We start from the raw sequence: 18,291 nt of genomic DNA, 5'->3' as shown, positions 1-18,291 counted from the left end.
GGCGCGAGGTGCCGTCCGCGCCCGCGGACGCCGGACACGCTAACAGCCCGTGCGCCCCGGCCGAGGACCTCCACGCCGCCGCGCGGAGGTCAGCTGGGGACGACCCAGCCGAGGACGGTGACGATGCCGATGACGGCGCACACGACGAAGAGCGCCGCGAGGATCCAGCCGATGACCTGGGCGCCGTCCACGCCGCCCGCCTCGTCGGCGTCCGAGGTCTTCTCGGCGTCCGGCCCCGTCAGTTCACCCGGTCGCACGAGCGGCTCCGGCGGCGCGTCGAGCTTCGGGTCGGCGACGAGGGCCTTGGTGCGCAGCGCCTCGATGCGGGGCGCGCGCGGCTCCTCGCGCACCGGCTCCGGCAGGGCGCGCCACATCGCGACGAAGTCGTCGCCGGACTGCTCGCGCCACGCGGCGACGGCGTCGTCGGCCTCGGGGCCCTTGACGCCGGCGGCGAACCAGATGGCCCCGGCCCGCGGCAGGTCGCCCATCCCGTGGAGGACGTGACCGAGGACGCGCAGGAGCTCGGGGTCGGCGTCCGTCTCGGCGTGCTCGAGCAGGAGGTCACGGGCCTTCCACGCACGGCCGTCGTCGACGAGCCGGCGCGCCTCGGCGAGGACGTCCGCGGTGCTCACGCCCCGAGTATGCCCCGCAGCGCCGCGCTGTCGCGGCTGGCGCGCAGCGTCAGCCGCGCCGACCGACCCAGAGTTCCCGTGCGCCGTCGGCGAACTCGTCGGCGAACTGCAGCAGCCTGACCCAGCGCTCCGGCACGGCCGTGGCGCCGTCGCGCGCCCCGAGCAGGCCGCCGGCGATGGCGGCGTTGCTGTCGGTGTCGCGGCCGATGCGCACGACGTCGACGAGCACGGGCTCGAGCGGACGGGGATCGAGGACGGCGGCGAGGGCGATGCGCAGCGAGTCGAGGACGTACCCGCCGCCGTCGCCGGCCAGCCGCGCGCGCCCCTCGGCGAGGTCGGCCACCGACGGCCGCCCGTCGTCCGCGAACGCCTCGACGACCCCGTCGACGCCGAGCCGCTGCGCAGTGGCGAGACCTGCGGCCACCGCGTCGGCGGCCCCGGTGCCGTCGACGAGCGCGGCCGCCACCTCGACGTACGCGGCGCAGGCCGCCGTGCACCGGGGGTCGTCGTGGGTGACCGCCGAGATCTCCACGGCCAGGCGGACGCGGTGTGCGGCGTCCCGCTCGGCGAGGGCCGTCGGCAGGCAGCGCATCAGCGAGCCGTTGCCCGCCTGCCCGGGGCCCGAGCCGGCACGGCGGGGGTCACCCGAGGCGCGGTAGCGCGTCAGGCCGGTCCGGGTGGCGCCGCCGACGTCGCGGGGCGGGATGCCGGGGGTGCGGCCGGGCCAGCGCCCCTCGAACCAGTCGAGCATGTGGTCGGCCGCGGCGCGCACGACGTCGTCCGGTCCCTCGCGGTGGGCCAGCAGCACCGCCCGGGTCAGGTCGGTGTCGTCCGTCGCGTGGCCGGCCGGCCACGCGAACGGCCCGCCGCCGACGACGTCCCACAGCCCGTCGGGGTACCGGGCGCGGATCTCCTCGCGCGAGGAGAACTCGACGGCCGCGCCGAGGGAGTCGCCGGCGTGCACCCCGAGCAGGGCCCCCACGGCGCGCTCGACCCCGTCTGCGTCCTGCTCGGCCGTGACCATCCGCGCTCCCTCCGGTGCCGGGCGACCCCCGGGCGGCCGCGACGTCTCGTCACCCTAGGCCGACGGGGTCCGCCGGACGGGCGAGACGGCCCTCACCCCCCGGTGGTTGCGTCGGTTACCCGCTGGTAGCACACTGGTGAGCAAGCGCTCACTTTGCGACGTCCCCGGGAGGACCACGATGGGTCACTACAAGAGCAACCTCCGCGACATCGAGTTCACCCTCTTCGAGGTGCTCGGCCGCGGCGAGGTCCTGGGCAGCGGCCCCTACGCCGACCTCGACGCCGACACCGCCCGCGAGATGCTCAAGGAGATCGCGCGCCTCTCGGAGCACGAGCTCGCCGAGTCCTTCGCCGACGCCGACCGCAACCCGCCGGTCTACGACCCGCAGACGCAGGCCGTCACGATGCCGGAGTCGTTCAAGAAGTCCGTCGAGGCCTACCGCGAGAGCGGCTTCTGGGCCATCGACCTGCCGGCCGAGCTCGACGGCACCGTCGCCCCGCCGAGCCTGCGCTGGGCGGCCAACGAGATGCTGCTGGGCTCCAACCCCGCGCTCGCGATGTACGCCGCGTCCTACTCCTTCGCCAAGCTGCTGTACCTCATCGGCAACGACGACCAGAAGAAGCTCGCCCGCTGGATCGTCGAGAAGGGCTGGCACTGCACGATGGTGCTCACCGAGCCCGACGCCGGCTCGGACGTCGGCGCCGGCCGCACCAAGGCCACCCAGAACGAGGACGGCACCTGGACCATCAGCGGGGTCAAGCGCTTCATCACGAGCGCCGAGTCCGACATGGTCGACAACGTCGTCCACTTCGTCCTCGCCCGCCCCGAGGGCGCCGGCGTCGGCACCAAGGGCCTCAGCCTGTTCATCCTCACGAAGTACGCCGTCGACCTCGAGACCGGTGAGCTCGGCGAGCGCAACGGCGTCTACGTCACCAACGTCGAGAAGAAGATGGGCCTGAAGGTCTCGACGACCTGCGAACTGACCTTCGGCGGCGAGAAGCCGGCCGTCGGCACCCTCTTCGGCGATGCGCACGACGGCATCGCGCAGATGTTCCACGTCATCGAGAACGCGCGGATGATGGTCGGCACCAAGGCGATCGCCACGCTCTCGACCGGCTACCTCAACGCGCTCGAGTACGCCAAGCAGCGCGTCCAGGGCGCCGACCTCACGCAGATGACCGACAAGTCGGCGCCGCGCGTCACCATCACGCACCACCCGGACGTGCGCCGCTCGCTCATGCTGCAGAAGGCGTACTCGGAGGGCCTGCGCGCGCTCGTGCTCTTCACCGCGAGCCAGCAGGACGTCGTCGACCAGCACGTGCTGACCACCGGCGAGCAGACCTTCGAGAAGGGCTCGGCCGCCGACGTCGCCAACCGCGTCAACGACCTGCTGCTGCCGATCGTCAAGGGCCTGGGCTCGGAGCGGGCCTGGGTGCTGCTCGGCACCGAGTCGCTGCAGACCTTCGGCGGCTCCGGCTTCCTCCAGGACTACCCCGTCGAGCAGTACGTCCGCGACGCGAAGATCGACACGCTCTACGAGGGCACGACGGCCATCCAGGGCATGGACTTCTTCTTCCGCAAGATCGTCCGTGACAAGGGCCAGGCGCTGACCCACCTCGCGACGCAGATGCAGGAGTTCGCCAAGGACCTCGGCCTCAACGGCGGGCGCCTCGACCGCGAGCGCGAGCTGCTCGGCCAGGGCGTCGAGGACGTCCAGGGCATCCTCGGCTACATGGTCGGCGAGCTCATGAAGTCCGACCCGCGCCAGGGCGGCGAGCTGCCGAACCTCTACAAGGTCGGGCAGAACACCACCCGCCTCCTGCTCGGCGCCGGCGACCTCGTCGTCGGGTGGCTGCTGCTGCGCCAGGCCGCCGTCGCGCTCGACGCGCTCGAGGCCGGCGCCGAGGGCCGGGAGAAGGACTTCTACGAGGGCAAGGTCGCCGCGGCGAGGTTCTACGCCCGCCAGGTCCTGCCCCGCCTCTCCGCCGAGCGGGCCATGGCCGAGGCCAGCGACAACGACCTCATGGACGTGCCCGAGTCCGCCTTCTGACCCGCCCCACCCGGCGGTCCCCCGACCCCGGGCCCGGCGCGCCTGCCCGGAGCACGCGCCGCGCCCGGACCCACGTGACGACGGGCCCGTCCCTCCTCCAGGAGGGGCGGGCCCGTCGGGCGTACTGGGTGCCGGCGTGGCCGGGCCGCGCCGGCGTCAGCGCGGGTCGATCTCCGTGCGGTCGACGCGCGTGCCGGTGTTGGGGTTGACGTGGCTCTCGCGGGTCGTCGTCACGCGGCCGCGGCGGCTGCCGGCCTGCATGACGAAGGACAGGAGGATGGCGAGGACGCCGCCCGCCATGAGGATGTAGCCGATCATCTCGAGGTCCAGGCCGGCCACGCTCTGGTCGCCGACGGCGAACGTGAGGATGGCGCCGAGGACGAGGAGGAAGATGCCGAGTCCGATGTACATGGGGTCTCCTGGGTCAGGGGGTCGGCGGGCGGTCATCCCGACCGTACCTGTTCCGACCTGCGCCGTCGAAGGTTTGTGCAGACTTCGTCGATGCCGGGCAGCGGCCTACTGGCCGCCGCCACCCCCCAGGCCCGGGCCGTTGTGGGTCATCCGGGAGGCTGCCGCCTCGGCGCCGTAGGGCGCGTCGCCGGTGAACTCCGAACGGGTGCCCGTGCCGCGGCGCCGGCGCTCGAGGACCACCCCGAGCACGACGACCAGGGCCAGGAGTCCGATGATCCACCACATGGCGCCACTCCCCTTCCGGCGTCCGGTGCCTCCGGGCTGCCGTGCCGTCAGGGTCGCACGGCGTGGCGCGGCTGTCGAGGCATCCGGTCAGACGAAGGAACCGGGGTTGAGGATGCCCTGCGGGTCGAGCGCGGCCTTGACGCGGCGGTTGAGGTCCATGACCTCGGGACCGAGCTGCGCCTCGAGCGAGCCCTTCTTGAGCCGGCCGACGCCGTGCTCGCCGGTGATCGTGCCGCCGAGGCCGATGGCGGCGTCCATGATGTCGCCGAAGGCGAGGCGGGCCCGCCGCTCGGAGTCGGCGTCCGTCGCGTCGTAGACGATCGCCGGGTGCGTGTTGCCGTCGCCGGCGTGCGCGACGACCGGGATCTCGACCCCGTGGCGCTGGCCGATGGCCTCGATCTCGGCGAGCAGCGCCGGCAGCTGCGGCACCGGCACGCCGACGTCCTCGGGCAGGACGGCGCCGCGCGGCTCGAGCGCGGTGAAGTGCACGCGCCGGGCCTGGACGAACATCTCGGCCTCGTCGGGGTCGTCGGTGGCGACGACCTCCTTGGCGCCGGTGACCTCGCAGGCCGCGACGATGGCCGCGACCTCCTCGGCGCGCGAGGCACCCGGGGCATCCGACTGGATGAGCAACAGGGCGCCGGCGTCGCGGTCGAGCCCCATCGGCTGGTAGTCCTCGACGGCGTTGATCGAGGCGCGGTCCATCAGCTCGACCATCGAGGCGCGGACGGTGCGGCCGAGCTCGATGACGGCCGCGGCGGCGTCGGCGACGGTCGGGAAGAGCGCGACGACGGTGGAGCGCGGCGCCTGCGCGGGCACGAGCCGAAGGATCGCCCGGGTGACGATGCCGAGCGTGCCCTCGGAGCCGACGAAGAGCTTGAGCAACGAGAGGCCGGCGACGTCCTTGACCCGCTTGCCGCCGAGCGTCACAAGGGTGCCGTCGGCGAGGACGACGTCGAGACCGAGGACGTAGTCGGTCGTCACGCCGTACTTGACGCAGCACAGACCGCCCGCGTTGGTCGCGATGTTGCCGCCGATCGAGCAGATCTCGAACGAGCTGGGGTCCGGCGGGTACCAGAGGCCTTCTGCGACAGCCGCGTTCTTGACCTCGACGTTGAGCGCACCGGGCTCGACCACCGCGACGCGCGCGGCGGTGTCGATCTCGACGGCGCGCATCCGCTCGAGGCTGAGGACGATGGTGCCGTCGACGCCCATCGAGCCGCCGGACAGGCTCGTGCCGGCGCCGCGGGGGACGACGCCGATGCGGTGCTCGGTCGCCCAGCGCAGGGTCTGCTGCACCTGCGCGGCGTCCTCGACACGGACGGCGGCCAGCGGCGTGCCGGCGCTGGCGTCGTGCGTCCAGTCGTGGCGGTACTTCTCGAGCGCGGCGGGGTCGGTGGTGACGACCCCCGGCGGGAGGGCCTGCGCGAGCTCGGCGACGGCGGCTGCGGTGACGGCGGCGTCCATGCCCCTTACCTTCGCACGGCGTCGCCCACCCCGCGCCCCCGCACCTCCTCCCCAAAGTCGAGTGCGCAAGTGGCTGCCCCGGCGACCGCCGGCGCCCTCGACTGCGCCGGGCCGCCGCCTTCCCCGGCCTCGAGGGCGCACGTGGCTGTCCTAGCGACCACTTCCGCACTCGACCCCGGGGCTGTGGAGAACCTCACGGCCCTCCCGGCAGATCGCGGCAGAGTCGGCGGATGGACTCGTGGCGCGCGCTCGCCGACCAGCAGGCCGGCGTGCTCTCCTGGCGCCAGCTCGCGGAGCTCGGCGTCAGCCGCGGGGTCATCCGGCACAAGCTGGCGTCCGAGCGCTGGCGACGTCGGACCGAGTCCGTGCTCACGACGACGACCGGACCGCTGTCACCCGAGCAGGAGCGCTGGGTCGCCGTCCTGCACTGCGGACCGGACGCGATGCTGGGCGGCCTCACCGCGCTGGCGGTCCACGGCCTCACGGGCTGGACGCGGGACGAGGTCACCGTCATCGTCGCCAACCCGGACTCGTTCCAGCACGTCGACGGCATCCGGCCGTTCCGTACGCGACGGCCCCTCGAGCGGCTGCGGGGCCCCGGCGCCCTGCCGTGCTGCCGCGTCGAGCCGGCGGCCCTCCTCTGGGCGGCCCACGAGCGCAACCCTCGTTCGGCGGCCGGGTTGCTGGCCGCCGTCGTGCAGCAGCGCCTGACGAACGCGACCTCCTTGCTCACGTGGGTCGATGCGTTGCGCCCGCTGCGCCGGGCGGCCGACTTCCGTGCCCTGCTGCGCGACATCGAGGGCGGGTCCGAGTCGCTCGGGGAGGTCGACGTCGTCCGGATGTGCCGGGCCTACGGCCTCGCCCTGCCGGCCCGCCAGCGCGCGCGCACCGACCGGTCGGGGCGACGCCGGTACACCGACTGCGAGTGGGACCTGCCCGACGGCCGCACGCTCGTCCTCGAGGTCGACGGGGCCTTCCATCTCGAGGTGGGCCAGTACACCGAGGACGTCCGGCGCCAGCGGGGACTCACGCGGCCGGACCGCATCGTGGTCCGCGCCACGACCGACGAGCTGCGCCGGGAGCCGTGGGTCGTCGCCGGCGACCTGGTCGCTCTCGGGGTGCCGCGCGCCCCCGACGCTGCGGCCGGCTGACCCTGCGCCGCCCCACCGTCCGGAGTCGAGTGCGGAAGTGGTCGCTCCAGCGACCGCGAGCGCCCTCGACTCCACGGGGTCGCCCGCCCGCCTGGGGTCGAGTGCGGAAGTGGCAGCCCCGGCAACCACTTCCGCACTCGACTCCGGGAAGGGAGGGGAGGGGAGGGGAGGGGAGGGGGGCGGATCAGAGGCGGCGGTCGGCGAGGACGGGGAACGCCTCGCGGTAGGCCGTCGTCGCGGCGAGGTCGACGTCGACCGAGAGCACGGCCTCGTCGGTGTGCGCGAGCTCGCCGAGGACCTCGCCGTTCGCGGCGACGACCTGGCTGTGGCCGCCCATCGGCGTCCGGGCGTGCGTGCCACCGGTGTTGACCTGCGCGAGGACGCACTGGTTCTCGACCGCCCGCGCACGCCCGAGCAGCGTCCAGTGCGCGACGCGGGCCAGCGGCCACGCGGCCGGGACGAGCAGGAGGGATGCCCCCGCCTCCTGCTGGCGGCGGTAGAGCTCGGGGAAGCGCAGGTCGTAGCAGGTGGTCAGGCCGGTGCGCACCGTGCCGCCGGCGCCGTCCGGCAGGTCGAGGACGACGACGTCCTCCCCCGCCTCCATGAGCTTCGGCTCGCCGGCGCCGAACCCGAAGCGATGGATCTTGCGGTAGACGGCGAGGCGCTCGCCGTCCCCCGAGAAGAGGAGCGAGGTGTTGGACAGTGTGTTGCCGTCGGGCCCCGGCTCGGGCAGCCGCTCGACGAAGGAGCCGGCGTGCAGCGTGGTGCCGACCGCGCGGGCGGCGTCCGCCATCGCCGCGGCGAACCGGCCGTCCAGCGGCTCGGCCTCGTCGTCCCAGCGGGTGTAGTCGAAGCCGGTCGGCGCCCACAGCTCGGGCAGCACCACGAGGTCGTGGCCGCGCTGCTGCGCGACCAGCTCCGCCGCCCGGTCGATGCGGGCGCCCGCGGGCTCGTCGTCGCCGTAGGCCAGCTGGAGGAGGGCGATGCGCATCGCCCCATCCTCGCGCACCCGCCGGTGTGCAGGAACCGACACCTTCGTCGGTTGCTGCACGCCCACCTGCTCGACGCCGGAGGTCAGTCGAGCTGGTCGGCCTCCTCGCGCAGCCGGGCGAGGCGCGCGTTGTAGGCGGTGAGGTCGGCGTCGCCGTCGCGGTCGGCCTTGCGGTCCAGGCGGGCGGTCTCGCGCATCTCGCTGCGGAACCACTGGACGGCGACGATGACGGCCAGCGTCAGCGTCGGCGCCTCGCCGATGCCCCACGCGATCTCGCCGGCGGTGTGCTGGTCGGCGAGCGGGTCGGGGCCCCACGGCAGGTTGATGGCCGTGAAGAAGTCCGGCGCGAGCAGCGTCGAGCTGCCGGTCAGCGCGACCCCGAAGAACGCGTGGAAGGACACGGTCGCGAAGAGGATGACGAGCAGCATGAGCGGCGACCAGCGCGGCACCCCGGGGTCGATGCCGATCATCACCCAGACGAACAGGTACCCGGTCAGGAGGAAGTGGGCCATCATCAGCAGGTGGCCCGTGTGGGTCGTCAGCGCCAGCTCGAACAAGCCCGTGTAGTAGAAGGCCGCGAGGCTGAAGAAGAACACGGCCGCGGCGACGACCGGGTTGGCCAGCACCCGCATCGCCCGGGAGTGCACGACCTGGAGCAGCAGCTCGCGCGGTCCCCACGTCTTGTCGCGCCGGGCGGCCAGCGTCCGCAGGGCCAGGGTCACCGGGGCCGCCGGCACGAGGAGCAGCGGCACGATCATCGCGACGACCATGTGCATCACCATGTGGGCGCTGAACAGCACCCTGCCCCAGATGCCCGGCGCCCCGCACGTCGCCCACACGAAGAGCGCCCAGCCGAGGGTCCACGTGACGACCCGCAGCACCGGCCACGCGTCGCCGCGCCGCCGCAGCCGGACGAAGCCCGCGACGTAGAGGCCGACCGCGAGCACCGCGACGGCGACGAAGAGCCAGTCCATCCGCCACGCGAGGAGCCAGTCGGCGCCCCCGAACGGCCCGGGGTCGGGGTAGCCGGTCAGCTCGAGGACGATGCCGGGGTCGGGCAGGGCGTCCGGGACCGGCGGGATGCTGCGCGCGAGCACGGAGGCGAGCCCGACGGCGACGCCCATCACCGCGAGCTCGGTGACGGCGAGGCGCGCGAAGGCCCGGCCGTCGGACGGGTCCGCGCTCAGGCGGGCCGCGAGGGTGCGGCGCTGCTGCGCCCCGAGCACGGCGAGCACCGCGATGGCGACGACCTTGCCGAGCAGGACGATGCCGTACGTCGTGGTCAGGCCGTCGAGCGAGCCGATGCGGATCCACGCCTGGACGAGGCCCGATAGACCGACGGCGACGATGGCCCACGTCGCGAGCACCGAGAAGCGCCCGACCGTGGCCCCGAGGTCGCGGCCCAGGGCGCGCCGCATCATGACCAGCGCGAGGAGCCCCCCGACCCAGACGCTCACCCCGAGCAGGTGCACGGCGAGGCCGTTGACGGCGTCCTCGTGGCTCGCCGAGCCGGCCGAGTGGCCGTTGAGGGCGTGGACGACGATCGCGACGAGCGTCAGCGCGGCGAGCCACGCCGTCGCGGCGCGGCTGCGGGCCAGGCCGACCGTGGCGGCGACGACGACCGCCACCCCGGCCGCGATGACGAGGACGCGGGTGGTCTCGAGCGCCCAGGCGAACGACAGCAGCTGCGGCAGGAGGTCCGGCGAGGTGAGCGGCGTCCCGGACAGGTCCGCGAAGGTGAGGACGACCTCGAGCAGCGCGGCGACGGCCCACAGGACACCGGTGGCGCCGGCCAGCCGCCGGGCCGTGCCGCGGCGGTCGGTGCGAGCGCGCTCGGGCGCGAGGAAGACGGCGAGCAGCAGCAGGCCGAGGGTCGTGGACGAGGCGATGTTGCCGACGGTCGCGACGACCGGGACGCCCCAGCGGACGGCCGGACCGGGGTCGGCGAGCGCGAGCGGGTCGGCGGCGCCGGTCAGCAGCGCGGCGGGCACGAGGGCCACGAGGCCGGCCGCGAGCGTCAGCAGCAGCGGCCGCAGCCAGCGGGCGGTGTCGGTGCCGTCGCCCGTCGCGTCACGGGCCGCGGGGCGGCTGCTCGGCAGGGAGGTCACACCCCCCAGCGTAGGTACTGTGGTCGACATGTCCCTGCACCCACCTGCCCCGACCGGCTTCGCCGAGGTCGTCGACGCGTGGGCGCACACCGTCCGCTGCGTGACCGACCTCGGCCGCGCGCTGCGCCCCGGCGACGCCGAGCGCCCCACCGACTGCCCCGGCTGGACGGTGGCCGACCAGCTGGCCCACGTCCTCGGCGGCGAGTCGATGGTGGCCGGCGACCCCGACCCGGACGTCGACGTCAGCGGCTACGACTACCTGCGTCACGACTTCGGCACGCGGCACGAGAAGTTCGTCGAGGCCCGCCGCGGCCGCTCGCCGGAGGACCTCGTCGACGAGCTCGACTGGCGGCTCGAGGAACGCCTCGCGGTCTACCGGTCCGAGGGCGTCACCGGCGAGGAGGAGGTCCGCGGGCCGTTCGGCCGCACGACGCTCGCCGACCTCGTCGGCATCCGCACCTTCGACGTCTGGATGCACGAGCAGGACCTGCGCGAGGCCCTCGACCGTCCCGGCGGCCTCGACACCCCCGCGGCCGCGCTGAGCGTCAGCCGCCTCTTCGCCGTCCTGCCCCGGGTCGTCGCGCGCGACGCGCGGGTCGGCGCCGGCCAGGCGGTCGTCCTCGACCTCACCGGCCCCACGGTCGGCCGGGCCGGTGTCCGGGTCGAGCAGGACGGCGACCGCGCCGTCGGCATCCCCCTCTTCACCGGCGAGGACGCCGACCACCCCGACGTCGTGACCACCTCGCTGTCGATGTCGACGCGGGTGGCGATGCGGCTGGCCGGCGGCCGGCGCTCCCCCGACGAGCTGCCGGTCACCGTGCACGGCGACGAGGCCGTCGCCCGGTCCGTCCTCGCGGCCCTGGCCATCACTCCCTGATGGCGCGCTTCTCGACGTCGACCCGGTCCGCGGCGACGGTCAGTGCCGAGCCCGACGCCGTCTGGGCGACGCTGACCGACCCCGACGAGATCGCCCGGCTCACCCCGTTCCTCCAGCGCGTCACCGAGCACGGCGAGCACTGGGTGTGGGAGATGACCCGCGTGCCGGTGCTCGGGAAGAGCTTCTCGTTCTCGTTCACCGAGCGGATGACGTTCGACGAGCCCCACCGCATCGAGTTCGCGCACGACCCGGACGCCGCGCTCGCCGAGGAGTCGGCCGGGGTCGAGGGCTGGTACGCGCTGCAACCGCATTCCGGCGGAACGCATCTCGAGACGTCGATGACGATCTCGGTGGACCTGCCGTTCCCCGCCCTCACCAGGCCGGCGGTCAACACCGCGATGAAGGGCGTCGTGACGCTCATGGGCCAGCGGTTCTCGCAGAACCTGCTGAACCACCTCGGCGCCCGCTCGCTCTGAGGCACGCCGGCCGGTGGTCGGCCCCGGGCCTCATCGGCGCACCCTGTCGAAGGTCGGCTCCGACGCGTCCCGGCGTCCGGGGATCTAGTTGTATGCTGCAAACAACTGCCCACCCGGACGTCCGCGTCCGCCCCCACCCCCGAGGAGGTCCGATGTCCTTCAGCGCCGCCTCGTCGACGCCGACGGCCGTCCTCGGCGACGAGCTCGTCCGCGTGCTCAAGCTCATGCACGTCGCGCGGGCCCGCGCCCCGCGGATGCACGAGCAGGTCGACCCGATGGCCTACCCGCTGCTGTTCAACCTCGTCCGCACCCCCCTGCGCGTCTCCGAGCTCGCCGAGGCCGTCCACTCCGACGTCTCGACGGTCAGCCGCCAGGTGAGCACCCTCGTCGAGCACGGCCTCGTCGTCCGCGAGCCCGACCCCGACGACGGGCGCGCCCACGTCCTCGCCGTGACCGACGAGGGCACCGCGCTCCTCGTCGCCATCCGCGAGGGCCGCGACCGCTGGCTCCAGGGACTGCTCGCCGACTGGAGCGAGGACGACGTCCGCACCCTCACCCGCCACCTGGCCCGCCTCGCCGCGGACCTCGAGGCCTCCTTCACCGACCCGACCGCCAGGAGCACCCGATGAGCTCACCCCGCCACGCGGACCCCGACCAGCCGACGAGCCACTCGAGCGCCGGCGGTCCCGGCCGCCACGTCGCCGGCAGCGGCGGCGCCCACGCCGCCGGAGCCACCCGCACCGCGACCGCCGGCGGCCCCGCCGCCCCCACCGGCGACGGCGCCCTCTCGCACCGCCAGATCGTCACCATCCTCATCGCCCTCATGGCCGGGATGTTCCTGGCCGCCCTCGACCAGACCATCGTCGCCACCGCCATCCGCACGATCGCCGACGACCTCAAGGGGCTGGACCACCAGGCGTGGGCGACGACGGCGTACCTCATCACGTCGACGATCGTCACGCCGCTGTACGGCAAGCTCGGTGACATCTACGGCCGCAAGAAGCTGTTCGTCACGGCCATCTCGATCTTCGTCGTGGGCTCGGTCCTGTGCACCCTGTCGACCTCGATGACCGGCCTGGCGTTCTTCCGCGCCGTCCAGGGCCTCGGCGCCGGCGGCCTGTTCTCGCTCGCCCTGGCGATCGTCGGCGACATCGTCCCGGCCCGCGAGCGCGCCAAGTACCAGGGCTACTTCCTCGCGGTCTTCGGCACCTCCTCGGTGCTGGGCCCGGTCATCGGTGGCTTCTTCGCCGGTACCGACGCCATCTTCGGTGTCACCGGGTGGCGCTGGGTCTTCCTCGTCAACGTGCCGATCGGCATCGTCGCCCTCGCGCTCGTCACCAAGACGCTGCACCTGCGCCACCAGCGCCTCGACCACCGCATCGACTGGCTCGGCGCCGCGCTCCTGTCCGTCTCGCTCGTGCCGCTGCTGCTCGTCGCCGAGCAGGGCCGCGAGTGGGGCTGGGGCTCGGGTCGCTCGATCGCCGCCTACGTCGTCGGTGGTGTCGCGGCCGTGCTGTTCCTCCTCCAGGAGAGCCGGATGGGCGACGAGGCGATCCTGCCGCTGAAGATCTTCCGCAACCGCACCGTCGGGGTGTCCTCGGCCGCCTCGATCATCATCGGCATGGGGATGTTCGGCGGGCTGGCCGCCCTGCCCCTCTACCTGCAGATCGTCAAGGGCGCCTCGCCCACCGAGGCCGGCCTGCTGCTCCTGCCGTTGACCCTCGGCATCATGTCCGGGTCGATCTCGTCGGGCCAGATCATCAGCCGCACGGGGCAGTACCGGCTCTTCCCCGTCACCGGCGCCGTGCTGCTGACCGGCTCGCTGTTCGCGCTGCACTACACCGCGTTCGACACCCCGCTGTGGCAGACGATGGTCATCATGGTCTTCTTCGGCCTGGGCCTGGGCTTCAACTTCCAGCCGCTGACACTCGCCGTGCAGAACGCCGTCCCGCCGCAGCAGATCGGCGTCGCGACCTCGACCGCCACCTTCACCCGGCAGATCGGCGGCACCATCGGGACCGCGGTCTTCCTCACGGTGCTGTTCTCGCTCGTGCCGGACCGGATCTCGTCCGCGTTCCGCACCGTGGCCCCCACCGCCGAGTTCCAGAGCGCCCTGCGCGACCCGGCCAACGCGGCCTTCGCGCAGCAGCTCCAGCAGAGCCAGGCCGGCGGGTCCGCCGCTGCCTCCAGCGGTGTCCTCCAGGACAGCTCGTTCCTCAACGGGCTCGACCCCGCGCTGGCCAAGCCGTTCCTCATGGGCTTCTCGGAGGCGATGGACGTGGTGTTCCTCGTCGGCTCGATCGTCATGGTTCTCGCCGTCGTCGTGCTGGCGTTCCTCCCGCAGGTCGAGCTGCGCAAGGGCTCCGCCTACACCGAGCGCGCGAACGCCGGGGGCGGGTCGACCGGGGAGGGACAGCGCCCCGGAGCGGCACGCTCCGACGACGCGGCGGTCACGGCACCGGCGAGCTGACGCGGGCCGCCTCGGCACCCTCGAGGTGCCGACGGCGGACCGCGACGATCGTCAGGGCCAGCGCCCCGGCGAGCACGGGGACGGCGTAGGCGCGCTGCGGCCCGAGGGCCTCGACGGCCCAGCCGCCGACCGCCGACCCCGCCGAGATGCCGATGAGGATGCCGGTGACCGCGACGGCCATCCCCTCGGTGACGAGGGCTGCCGGGACGAGACGCTGCGCCAGCGACAGGCTCGTGATGAGCATCGGCGCGGTCGCCGAGCCCGCGACGACCATGACGGCGGTCAGCTGCCACGTGTTCGCCACGAGGAGCGCCGGGACCTCGAGGACGAGCATCGCCGCGGCGGCGACGAGCAGGCGCTTCGTCAGCGTCGAGCGGAAGGTCCGGGCGCCGAACCACAGCCCCGAGAGCGTCGAGCCGACCGCGAAGCCGCCGAGCACGAGGCTCGAGAGGCTGGCGTTGCCGTCGGCCTCGGCGAAGGCGACCGCGACGACCTCGTTGGCGCCGAAGATCACGCCGGTCATGACGAGCGCGGTCGCGACGACGAGCAGGCCGGGCCGGCGGATCGCGAGCCCGCTCGGCCGGTCGGCGCGGGCCACGACCGGCGGCTCGGTCGCCCGGGCGGCGAGGAAGGTGAGGACGCCGACGGTGAAGAGGACCTCGGCGAGGACGAGCCCGGCCTCGGGGAGCCACAGCGTCGAGACCAGCACCGCGATGACCGGACCGATGACGAACGACGCCTCGTCGGCGACCTGCTCGAAGGACATCGCGGTGTGGAGGCGGTCCGGGTCGTCGCGGAAGATGTGCGCCCACCGGGCGCGCGACATCGGGCCGGGCTCGGGCAGGAACGCGCTGACGCCGTAGAGGACGAAGAGGGTCCAGACCGGCGCACCGAACCCGGACGCGAGCGCGGTGCCCAGGCCGGCGACCGCCGAGAGCACCATGAAGGGCCGGGCAACCCGGGGCTGGCCGTACTGGTCGATGAGCCGCCCGAGCACCGGGCCGGCGACCGCGAGCACCGCGAGCCCGACGGCGCTGACCGCCCCGGCGAGGCCGTAGGAGCCCTGCCGCTCGCTGACCATGACGATGACGGCGACGCCGAACATCGCGCCGCCGGTGCGGGAGAGGGCGGTCCCGGCGATGAAGGGCAGGGCACCGGGGACGGCGAACAGGGGGCGGTAGGGGGCGAGCACAGGGGCCTCGTCGGTCGGGCGACCGCCGGGGCACCCGGCCGGGTCGAGCGTTCTGGAACAGGTCGCCTCCAGTGTGCTCCCGGGAGGCGAGAGGCGACAAACCGGTTCCGGCGTGCGTCGTGGCGCCCTCGACGGCGCGGGAACGGGGGTGATCACCCCACGCCCGACGCCACGACGGCCGCCACCACCTCGTCCCGACGCCGCCGCGCCTCACCGCGCCCCGTCCCGGGTCCCGGCTACACCGCAGTACCTGTCGCCACAGCAGCACGTACTGCGGTGTAGCGCGCAGCGGTGAGGGTCAGCGGAAGGCGGCCTCGCCGGTCAGCGCCTGACCGATGACGAGCGTGTGCATCTCGACGGTGCCCTCGTAGGTCAGCACCGACTCGAGGTTGTTGGCGTGGCGCATCACCGGGTACTCGCCGCTGATGCCGTTGCCGCCGAGGATGGTCCGCGCGGTGCGGCAGATCTCGATCGCCTTGGTCACGTTGTTGTACTTGCCGACCGAGACCTGCTCCGGCCGCAGCCCGACCGCGTCCTTGCGCCGGCCGAGGTGGAGGGCGAGCAGCCGGCCGAGCTGGAGCTCGGTGGACATGTGCGCGAGCTTGGCCTGGGTCAGCTGGAAGCCGGCGATCGGCCGGTCGAACTGCGTGCGCTCCATCGAGTAGCGGCGGGCGGAGTCCAGGGCCGAGCGCGCGGCGCCGAGGCACCCCCAGACGATGCCGTAGCGCGCCTCGGACAGGCACGACAGCGGCCCCTTGAGGCCGCGTACCTCGGGCAGGACGGCATCGGCCGGCAGGCGCAGCCCGCTGAAGGTCAGCTCGGCGGTCACGGACGCCCGCAGCGACATCTTGTTCTTGATGACGTGCGCCTCGAACCCCGGCGTGTCCGTCGGGACGACGAAGCCCCGGATGCCGCCGTGCTCCTCGCCGGCGTTGGCCCAGACGACGGCGACGTCGGCGAGCGTGCCGTTGGTGATCCACATCTTCGAGCCGTCGAGCACCCAGTCGTCGCCGTCACGGCGGGCGCGCGTGCGCATCGAGGCGGGGTCCGAGCCGTGGTCGGGCTCGGTGAGGCCGAAGCAGCCGATCGCCTCGCCGGCGGCCATCCGCGGCAGCCACTCCTGCTTGTGCTCCTCGGAGCCGAACGCGTGGATGGCGTACATCGCGAGGCTGCCCTGCACCGAGACGAGCGAGCGGATGCCGGAGTCGCTCGCCTCGAGCTCGAGGCAGGCCAGACCGTAGTCGACCGAGGACATCCCGGCACAGCCGTAGCCCTCGAGGTGCATCCCGAGGAGGCCGACCTTGCCGAACTCGCGGGCCAGCTCGCGCGCGACGGGGAGGTCGCCGGCCTCGTACCAGCCCATGACGTGCGGGTCGACGAGGTCGTCGCAGACCTGCCGGACCGTGGCCCGGATCGCCTTCTCCTCGTCGGTGAGCATCGAGTCGACGTCGATGACGTCGAGGGGGTCGGAGGGGCGCTTCGGCATCGTCGACGAGCTCATGGGCCCATCATGCAGGCTAGCGTTCGGGGATCCCATGACCGATCCTCGGAGGTCGCCCGTGCGCATCGTCGGCGCCGCCCTGCCCCGCACCGGGACGATGTCGCTCAGCCACGCGCTGCGCGAGCTGACCGGTGCACCGTGCTACCACATGACCGAGTGGTTCCACCGGCCCCGGGACTCCCGCACCTGGGCCGCGGCCTTCCGGGGGGAGGACGTGGACTGGCCGGCCTTCCTCGCCGGGTACGGGGCCGGTGTGGACACCCCGTTCTGCCTGGCCTGGCGCGAGGCCGCCGAGGCCTTCCCCGACGCCCCGGTGCTCCTCACCCGGCGGACGGACCCCGAGACCTGGTGGGCGTCGATGGATGCGACGGTGCTGCCGAACATCCGGCGGTGGCGGGACCTGGGGTCGGCCGGCGACCTGCCCGACGACGCCCTGCCGCCGTGGCTCGCCGAGGTCCCGGCCGACGAGCGGCGCGACATGACCGAGGTCATGGCCGTCCTCGGACAGCGGATGCTCGGCAGCCCCGAGGCGCTCGACGACGCGGCCACGGCCATGCGCTTCTACGAGGACTGGGGTCGCCAGGTGCGCGAGGAGGTCCCGGCCGACCGCCTCGTCGAGTGGCAGCCCGGCGACGGCTGGCAGCCCCTGGCCGACGCCCTCGGGGTCGGCGCGCCCGACGTCCCCTTCCCCAAGGTCAACACCCGCGAGGAGTTCCTCGCCCGCAGCGCTCCCCCGACCCCGCCGGACGCCTGAGCCCGCACCACCGGTCCGGCCGGGGATGTCGAGAACCCGTCGGCGGCTCCGACCCAGGGGTGAGCGCGGCCAGAATGGGCCGCACCACACCGAGGAGAGACCGATGGCGAAGTACCTGATGCTCAAGCACTACCGCGGCCCGAAGACCGCGGTGCACGACGTGCCGATGGACCGGTGGACGCCCGAGGAGGTCGACGCGCACGTGCGGTTCATGGACGACCTCGCCGACGACCTGCGCGAGAGCGGCGAGTTCGTCGACGCGCAGGCGCTCTCGCCGGGCGGCACGTGGGTCCGGTTCGACGGCGAGGGCCGGCCACCGGTCGTCGACGGGCCGTTCGCCGAGACCAAGGACCTCATCGCCGGATGGATGGTCATCGACGTCGAGTCCGAGGAGCGCGCCCTCGAGGTCGCGTCCGTCCTGTCGTCGGCGCCGGGCGCGGGCGGCGTCCCGATCGGCGAGTGGCTCGAGCTGCGGCCGTTCCTCGACGACCGGCCCAACGCCGTCGAGTGAGCGCGCTCGACCCCACGCTCGTGCGCGAGCTGGCGCCGCAGGTCATCGGCGTCCTCCTCCGGCGCGGCGCGGACTTCGCGTCGGCCGAGGACGCCGTGCAGGAGGCGTTGCTCGCCGCGCACGAGCAGTGGGGCGAGCAACCCGCCGCGCGACCCCCGGGCCTGGCTCGTCACGGTCGCGTGGCGGCGGCACGTCGACCTGGTCCGCTCGGACGCCGCGCGCCGGGCCCGGGAGGAGCGGCTCCACCACGAGCCCCCGCCCGGCCGTGCCGCGGCGTCCGACGACACCCTGTGGCTGTACTTCCTCTGCGCCCACCCGTCGCTGTCACCGTCTGCCGCGACGGCCCTGACGCTGCGGGCGCTCGGCGGGCTGACGACCCGGCAGATCGCCG

The 18,291-nt window shown here is 73.9% G+C and carries 17 protein-coding genes and 2 pseudogenes; 10 read left to right on the top strand and 9 right to left on the bottom strand.

Going from position 1 to position 18,291, the window contains the following annotated elements; all coding sequences use genetic code 11:
• Window positions 1-89: 89 nt before the first annotated feature.
• Together LG324_RS02730 and LG324_RS02725 are read right to left on the bottom strand one after the other, a co-directional pair.
• Window positions 90-632, bottom strand: coding sequence for a hypothetical protein (locus LG324_RS02730; protein ID WP_404351604.1), 543 nt, complete (start codon window positions 630-632; stop codon window positions 90-92).
• A 49-nt stretch (window positions 633-681) separates the two neighbouring features.
• Entirely contained in the window at window positions 682-1,656 is a 975-nt protein-coding gene (locus tag LG324_RS02725; protein WP_404351603.1) for an ADP-ribosylglycohydrolase family protein, read from the bottom strand.
• A 178-nt stretch (window positions 1,657-1,834) separates the two neighbouring features.
• Between LG324_RS02725 and LG324_RS02720 the strand changes: the two genes are divergently transcribed.
• Window positions 1,835-3,706: an acyl-CoA dehydrogenase gene (locus tag LG324_RS02720; RefSeq protein ID WP_404351602.1), complete on the top strand. Its 1,872-nt coding sequence runs from the start codon at window positions 1,835-1,837 to the stop codon at window positions 3,704-3,706.
• A 156-nt stretch (window positions 3,707-3,862) separates the two neighbouring features.
• On the opposite strand, the gene LG324_RS02715 is transcribed toward LG324_RS02720, so the two are convergent.
• The 3 genes from LG324_RS02715 to LG324_RS02705 all read right to left on the bottom strand — a co-directional run bounded on the left by LG324_RS02715 (window position 3,863) and on the right by LG324_RS02705 (window position 5,869).
• The gene (locus LG324_RS02715) at window positions 3,863-4,117 is read right to left on the bottom strand and encodes a DUF6458 family protein (protein ID WP_404351600.1); all 255 of its coding nucleotides are present in this window, start codon (window positions 4,115-4,117) and stop codon (window positions 3,863-3,865) included.
• A gap of 105 nt (window positions 4,118-4,222) precedes the next feature.
• Complete coding sequence (locus LG324_RS02710; RefSeq protein ID WP_030527035.1) at window positions 4,223-4,402, bottom strand: hypothetical protein; 180 nt, start codon at window positions 4,400-4,402, stop codon at window positions 4,223-4,225.
• Between the two features lie 87 nt (window positions 4,403-4,489).
• Window positions 4,490-5,869: an FAD-binding oxidoreductase gene (locus LG324_RS02705; protein ID WP_030527036.1), complete on the bottom strand. Its 1,380-nt coding sequence runs from the start codon at window positions 5,867-5,869 to the stop codon at window positions 4,490-4,492.
• Window positions 5,870-6,099: 230 nt separating this feature from the next.
• On the opposite strand from LG324_RS02705, the gene LG324_RS02700 reads away from it, so the two are divergent.
• Window positions 6,100-7,020 (top strand): hypothetical protein, encoded by a 921-nt coding sequence (locus tag LG324_RS02700; protein WP_404351598.1) that lies wholly within the window; start codon window positions 6,100-6,102, stop codon window positions 7,018-7,020.
• A 184-nt stretch (window positions 7,021-7,204) separates the two neighbouring features.
• Here LG324_RS02700 and LG324_RS02695 read toward each other — a convergent pair whose 3' ends face one another.
• Entirely contained in the window at window positions 7,205-8,011 is an 807-nt protein-coding gene (locus LG324_RS02695) for a nitrilase-related carbon-nitrogen hydrolase (protein ID WP_404351596.1), read from the bottom strand.
• 83 nt (window positions 8,012-8,094) lie between these two features.
• Window positions 8,095-10,119 carry a cytochrome c oxidase assembly protein gene (locus tag LG324_RS02690; protein WP_404351594.1) on the bottom strand — a complete coding sequence of 675 codons (2,025 nt, stop codon included), beginning with the start codon at window positions 10,117-10,119 and terminating at the stop codon, window positions 8,095-8,097.
• 28 nt (window positions 10,120-10,147) lie between these two features.
• On the opposite strand from LG324_RS02690, the gene LG324_RS02685 reads away from it, so the two are divergent.
• The 4 genes from LG324_RS02685 (at window position 10,148) to LG324_RS02670 (ending at window position 13,942) form a co-directional block, all read left to right on the top strand.
• The gene (locus LG324_RS02685) at window positions 10,148-10,996 is read left to right on the top strand and encodes a maleylpyruvate isomerase family mycothiol-dependent enzyme (RefSeq protein ID WP_030527040.1); all 849 of its coding nucleotides are present in this window, start codon (window positions 10,148-10,150) and stop codon (window positions 10,994-10,996) included.
• Window positions 10,996-11,472: an SRPBCC family protein gene (locus tag LG324_RS02680; RefSeq protein WP_404351592.1), complete on the top strand. Its 477-nt coding sequence runs from the start codon at window positions 10,996-10,998 to the stop codon at window positions 11,470-11,472. The genes LG324_RS02685 and LG324_RS02680 overlap by 1 nt, the downstream gene beginning before the upstream one ends.
• 152 nt (window positions 11,473-11,624) lie before the next feature.
• A complete protein-coding gene (locus LG324_RS02675; protein WP_036829078.1) occupies window positions 11,625-12,101 on the top strand; it encodes a MarR family winged helix-turn-helix transcriptional regulator in 477 nt (158 codons plus the stop codon).
• Entirely contained in the window at window positions 12,098-13,942 is a 1,845-nt protein-coding gene (locus LG324_RS02670) for an MDR family MFS transporter (RefSeq protein WP_404351590.1), read from the top strand. Before LG324_RS02675 ends, LG324_RS02670 begins: the two co-directional genes overlap by 4 nt.
• Here the strand turns inward: LG324_RS02670 and LG324_RS02665 are convergent.
• Entirely contained in the window at window positions 13,923-15,134 is a 1,212-nt protein-coding gene (locus LG324_RS02665) for an MFS transporter (protein ID WP_404351588.1), read from the bottom strand. The genes LG324_RS02670 and LG324_RS02665 overlap by 20 nt on opposite strands.
• 298 nt (window positions 15,135-15,432) lie before the next feature.
• The gene (locus tag LG324_RS02660; RefSeq protein ID WP_030527045.1) at window positions 15,433-16,635 is read right to left on the bottom strand and encodes an acyl-CoA dehydrogenase family protein; all 1,203 of its coding nucleotides are present in this window, start codon (window positions 16,633-16,635) and stop codon (window positions 15,433-15,435) included.
• Between the two features lie 58 nt (window positions 16,636-16,693).
• On the opposite strand from LG324_RS02660, the gene LG324_RS02655 reads away from it, so the two are divergent.
• The 4 genes and pseudogenes from LG324_RS02655 to LG324_RS02640 all read left to right on the top strand — a co-directional run.
• Window positions 16,694-17,389: a sulfotransferase family protein gene (locus LG324_RS02655; protein ID WP_404351586.1), complete on the top strand. Its 696-nt coding sequence runs from the start codon at window positions 16,694-16,696 to the stop codon at window positions 17,387-17,389.
• A 103-nt stretch (window positions 17,390-17,492) separates the two neighbouring features.
• A complete protein-coding gene (locus tag LG324_RS02650) occupies window positions 17,493-17,900 on the top strand; it encodes a YciI family protein (protein ID WP_207024031.1) in 408 nt (135 codons plus the stop codon).
• Window positions 17,849-17,980, top strand: a pseudogene (locus LG324_RS02645) (hypothetical protein); the annotation flags it as partial. The gene LG324_RS02650 and the pseudogene LG324_RS02645, both read left to right, overlap by 52 nt.
• Window positions 17,981-18,098: 118 nt before the next feature.
• Window positions 18,099-18,290, top strand: a pseudogene (locus LG324_RS02640) (RNA polymerase subunit sigma-24); the annotation flags it as partial.
• Between the last annotated feature and the right edge of the window lies 1 nt (window position 18,291).

This window comes from Phycicoccus jejuensis (genome assembly GCF_044797865.1).
In the GTDB taxonomy this organism is placed as follows: domain Bacteria; phylum Actinomycetota; class Actinomycetes; order Actinomycetales; family Dermatophilaceae; genus Phycicoccus; species Phycicoccus jejuensis.
The sequence above is the reverse complement of the archived record's forward strand: the minus strand, read 5'-3'. Positions and strand labels throughout refer to the sequence as shown.